Origin of the sequence: Aphanothece hegewaldii CCALA 016, from assembly GCF_003007785.1 — a bacterium.
Taxonomy (GTDB): domain Bacteria; phylum Cyanobacteriota; class Cyanobacteriia; order Cyanobacteriales; family Microcystaceae; genus Chroococcus; species Chroococcus hegewaldii.
The window spans coordinates 1-4349 of record NZ_PXOH01000081.1; the positions used below are offsets into that span (position 1 = coordinate 1).

General features: G+C 37.2%; 7 protein-coding genes. 4 read left to right on the forward strand and 3 right to left on the reverse strand.

What is annotated here, in order from left to right:
- Window positions 1-205 precede the first annotated feature (205 nt).
- Window positions 206-532: a hypothetical protein gene (locus C7H19_RS24855; RefSeq protein WP_106459589.1), complete on the forward strand. Its 327-nt coding sequence runs from the start codon at window positions 206-208 to the stop codon at window positions 530-532.
- A 55-nt stretch (window positions 533-587) separates the two neighbouring features.
- On the opposite strand, the gene C7H19_RS24860 is transcribed toward C7H19_RS24855, so the two are convergent.
- On the reverse strand, window positions 588-1163 hold the full coding sequence (locus tag C7H19_RS24860; RefSeq protein WP_106459590.1) for an FG-GAP repeat domain-containing protein: 576 nt from the start codon (window positions 1161-1163) through the stop codon (window positions 588-590).
- Between the two features lie 95 nt (window positions 1164-1258).
- Window positions 1259-1957: a hypothetical protein gene (locus C7H19_RS24865; protein ID WP_181280745.1), complete on the reverse strand. Its 699-nt coding sequence runs from the start codon at window positions 1955-1957 to the stop codon at window positions 1259-1261.
- Here C7H19_RS24865 and C7H19_RS24870 point away from each other — a divergent pair.
- Window positions 1949-2404 (forward strand): BRO-N domain-containing protein, encoded by a 456-nt coding sequence (locus C7H19_RS24870; protein ID WP_181280746.1) that lies wholly within the window; start codon window positions 1949-1951, stop codon window positions 2402-2404. The genes C7H19_RS24865 and C7H19_RS24870 overlap by 9 nt on opposite strands.
- Window positions 2405-2537: 133 nt before the next feature.
- Here the strand turns inward: C7H19_RS24870 and C7H19_RS24875 are convergent, their stop codons facing one another.
- Window positions 2538-3185, reverse strand: a complete 648-nt coding sequence (locus C7H19_RS24875) for a hypothetical protein (RefSeq protein WP_106459593.1) — start codon at window positions 3183-3185, stop codon at window positions 2538-2540.
- Between the two features lie 87 nt (window positions 3186-3272).
- On the opposite strand from C7H19_RS24875, the gene C7H19_RS24880 reads away from it, so the two are divergent.
- Window positions 3273-3539, forward strand: a complete 267-nt coding sequence (locus tag C7H19_RS24880) for a hypothetical protein (RefSeq protein WP_106459594.1) — start codon at window positions 3273-3275, stop codon at window positions 3537-3539.
- On the forward strand, window positions 3496-3933 hold the full coding sequence (locus tag C7H19_RS24885; protein ID WP_245927791.1) for a type II toxin-antitoxin system VapC family toxin: 438 nt from the start codon (window positions 3496-3498) through the stop codon (window positions 3931-3933). The genes C7H19_RS24880 and C7H19_RS24885 overlap by 44 nt, the downstream gene beginning before the upstream one ends.
- Window positions 3934-4349: the final 416 nt, after the last annotated feature.

Genomic DNA, 4349 nt, shown 5'->3' on the forward strand with positions numbered 1-4349 from the left:
CAAAATAGGGATGTCTTTGCTTCTTACAAAGCAAGTTTAGGGTTTATTTGGGCTTGATTTGTGTTTAAGTCCCACTAGTCATTTTTAGCTAACTTTAAAATTTTCTGAATGGCGATCGTTATCTTAAATACTGGCTATCTGGGATCGGTGGATCAATACCTCATGGATCGGGATACAATTATGAGAAATTTTAGAAGGTTTTGATATGAATGACCCTAATTCTTATAATGATGCAGATGATCAAGAACAAGAACGAGAAATACCATTTTATTCAATGATCGAGGACTACCAAGATATTGGTGAAATGATTAAATTTGTTGAAGAAGGGGATCGAGATTCGATAAATATTGTTATTCCTTTACGATCGCATTCTTTTTCTAGATCTTGGTCTTTTTATGATCATATTCTTGAAAGTAAAGCATATCTTCGAGCTAATGCACATCGATTCCCAATATTAACGGGGTTAGATCCTGAACATAACGAGTTTATGGAAAAATTAATAATGAATGACGAGCGCTACCTCTTGAATTGAGTAGTGGCAAGGTTTCCGTCGCGGGAACGGAAACTAATTCAAATTAATAACATCTTTAATATTTTTGCTTGGCTTCAAATTCTTGCACTTTTATTACATCTTTTTCATTAAAAAGTTTTCTGCGAAATATTTCCAGAATTTTTTGACCATTCCAACGATAAATTACTTCGTCTCTTAGTGCAGTAGCATATACAAAACCTTCATGAGTTTCTATTGACTTTATTTCTAAAAAGCCATCTTTGTTAAAATCATCAACTTCAAATCCAAATAAAGTGTCAGAAAAGAATTCTCCAAGTTGAGTAAAGTCCGATTCGGCTCTTCCAAAAATTTTTAACACGGCTCCATGCGCTCCATAAGGATATTGAATTAATAACTCTGGTTGACCATCCCCATCTAGATCTTGAAGATCAATCCCATAATATCCTTCAGTCCCAAATTTATTCAGTTTGTCTTGTGTTTCTTGAAAAAACGGGCTTATTAGTTTTTTTATGTCTTTCAAAAACCGTTCATTTTCACTCAATTGAAAAACTCTTAAATTTTTCTCAAATTGATTAGCACGAGCCGTTTGATAAACCGCATAAATTAAACTTACAATTCCTAAAATTAGACTAGCTATACTAACAATATCCATTAAGTAATTAATTGTTTTTGACTAACAAAAAACTGAATAATTTTACGAACTATTTATACACTGGCCTGTTTAACAACGAGAGATCAGAGTAAAAGCTAAGAGTTTGAGCGATCGCTATCAATTAAAACATTTAATTTTCTAATATTTTCTTCAATTCTACTTAATAGATCAACTACCGCAATCATTCCTTGAGTTGATAGATAGCTTGCAAGTATTAATAAGATACTGAGCAAAATCCAGAGGATAGGATCATATTTATCAAAAGATAATAAGCCGAGTATTAATCCACCTAAAAATCCAAAAACTTGAATGGTCTTTAAAGCATAGATAAATCCTCTGTATAAACGGTTTGACAACTTTTGCTCTGGAAGTTTATGGCTTTGAAATAAATCCATAAATTCAAGCCAAACTGTATACAGACTGTTAAATGAATTAAACAAGTTAAAAGATTTTAAAAATAAGATATTCTTGCTTTTATTTAGAGTTTGATCATTTTTTTTAGATTCAACATTAACTTCTTGTGACCAACCGCAGTGATAACAAACTTGACGGTTTATTGATTGAATCGGCGGGTTGAGTTGTTGTCCACACTGAGGGCAAGATTTAAGCATAATGAATTTCTCGATCGTGCTTCTAGAATTCCCTTTTTTTGCCCGAAAATTAACAATGTCTTTGATTTTTTTGGGAACACTCGGAAATCTTAGCGGCGATCTCTCTGTGATCCGCGTTAGCTGTGCGCTATCGAAGATAAAAAAGAAATTAACCCAAAAGACCATTGTACCAAATTGGTTCATTCCTTTCCTAGTAACGTTTTCAAAGTCGCTGTTGTTGGTGAACCTTGGTTCAAAGCCAAAGATGTGTTATCGGCAATTAGAACTACAACAACCGTAACCGCAGTTGAAACCCTTGTGTCGCAAGAACTTGGCAAGGAGTTTGTTAATAACCAACCCCTTGAAACTCAAGGAGGAATCCAAGAACTGTTAGTTTTGTCAGAAGCCGCATTAACTTTTTTTGTATCGCGTTCTCGGACAGAATTAGGCAAGCAGTTAAATCGATGGATGCACACTGAAGTTTTACCCGCGATTCGTAAAACAGGTTATTATTCTGCGACAGAACAGAAACCTCAACCTATGTCTCAAGCCGAAGCTTTACTTCAATCAGTGCGGTTGATTGTTGAGATAGAGAAAAAAGTTCAACACATTGAAAGGGAAAGATTCCGCAAAAATGGCGTTAACGGATAAAATTATTTTGAGGTTGACAGGATCTAATTCAAGTTGATGGCATCTTTAATGTTTTTGGAACAATCAGTGATGTGATTAGCGATCACCTCCTCAAGCTCTCCCTTAAAGCTATGATCCTTGCACTACAAGGCTTTTAGTTCATATATGAGATTTTTTCATCAGCTAAAGTAACTTTTAGAATATCTTCTTTGATCTTCATGGAACAATCAATGATGTGAGAGGCGATCGCAGACTGCAAATCTTCACTCAACCAATTCGATTCAACAAGCACCTTAATAGCTTCTAATTCTTTGATTCCCTCTTTGGGCGAAGATGTAGGCTGTTGATAGAGTCCCAGTAGTTTGCAGCGTTGGTCACTAATTTTTAAAATGACGGCGATCGCTTTAAGATCCCCTGATATTGCTTTCTCCCATATAGCCGCTTGAGCTTCATCTAATCGAAGGAGTTCCAAAGTACGCAGCATTTCGGCCTCTTCTTTGGCTTCTTGATTAATTTGATCAATCATTTTTTTTACATCCGAGTAAGCTGTGGTTAAACTGCATTTCAATTGAGAAGCTATGTCACGGTAAGACACCCCTTTTTGTCGCAATTTAAGGGCTTTTACCCGTCTAGAGGGGGAAATCGCTTTTTTTTTGGTATTACTGTCTTTACGTGCCATGCTGTTTAAGCCTATGGTGTTTTTATTTTTATTATAGCGATGCTGTTGGGGGCGATCGCTCTTGCGAGATCGTTTGAAATGAGTTTTTAAGGCTATGAAAGAAATATGATGATAATGCGCCATCGCCACGACAGAAATGAAAATGGAATGCTATGGTGTTTTTATTTGATAGTTTGATTCTCGTTCAAACGATTTTGGGAGATAGCGTAGATGGAATACCACTTTATTGAAGGAACATGGGAAGAAGTTCTAGCGCATACCCCTGAATTATCAGGGCATAGAGTTAGGGTTACTATTCTTGAAAATGAACCCCTTGAAACGCATTCTCTTTCCCCAAAAAACCTAGCCGAAGCCTTAATGGGAAGAGTCGGCCGATTGAGCTTTGATGTCCCAGATTTTGCTAACAAAGCAGAGGATTTGTTTACAGACATTCTTGTGGAAAAACACAAAAGGCGGTTCGACAGTGATCCTCTGTGATGCTTCCCCCCTGGTTTGCTTAGTTAACAAAAAAGATCCCAATCATCAACGCTGTCTCACAGTCCTTCCCTCTCTCTCCGAACCTCTTGTAACAACATGGCCATGCTTTACCGAAGCGATGTATCTTCTCTATCGGTATGCTGGATGGCCAGGGCAACAGGAACTTTGGGATTACATAGCCGAGCAATTGCTGATCATCCATATCAGTAATGAATCAGAACAACGAAGAATGCAAGAACTTATGTTCCAGTATCGGGACACGCCGATGGATTTAGCGGACGCTTCATTAGTTGCTGCTGCGGAAACTTTAAATCAACAACAGATTTTCACGTTAGACAGCGATTTCTATATCTACCGTCTTTTTGGAAATGTGCCTTTTGAGATTGTGCCTTAGTAGGCTTGTCTTGCAAGACAAGCCATTTATAACAATTTTACCGCATCTCCAAAACGTACATAATGACCTCAAAATTGTCTTCTATGTCGAAGAAAGGAAATAATCACTCAATTCCCGTTACGACTGCGATCGCTTCTTCAACACTAGCCACTACGATCGCTTGACCCTTCCATTCTTTGAAAAAAGCCGATTCATCGGGGGTTAGCTTTCTTTTGGACGGTGGTTTTTTTCCGTTTTTGATTTCGAGTAGATAATTTAGCCCGTTGTACCCGACTAAAACGTCAGGACATCCTCTTCCTACGGCATGGAGACAAAGGACGCTACAACCTAATTTTCTAACTGGAGTTTAGACTATGACAAAATAACCCAGTCTTGTTTTTGGGCTAAGATGTTAGCAATTTGGCTAAAAATTGGGT

Bases quoted from the DNA above. Each gene is read 5' to 3' on its own strand.
- C7H19_RS24855 (WP_106459589.1), top strand. From the start codon at position 206: ATGAATGACCCTAATTCTTATAATGATGCAGATGATCAAGAACAAGAA.
- C7H19_RS24860 (WP_106459590.1), bottom strand. From the start codon at position 1,163: ATGGATATTGTTAGTATAGCTAGTCTAATTTTAGGAATTGTAAGTTTA.
- C7H19_RS24865 (WP_181280745.1), bottom strand. From the start codon at position 1,957: ATGAACCAATTTGGTACAATGGTCTTTTGGGTTAATTTCTTTTTTATC.
- C7H19_RS24875 (WP_106459593.1), bottom strand. From the start codon at position 3,185: ATGGCGCATTATCATCATATTTCTTTCATAGCCTTAAAAACTCATTTC.
- C7H19_RS24880 (WP_106459594.1), top strand. From the start codon at position 3,273: ATGGAATACCACTTTATTGAAGGAACATGGGAAGAAGTTCTAGCGCAT.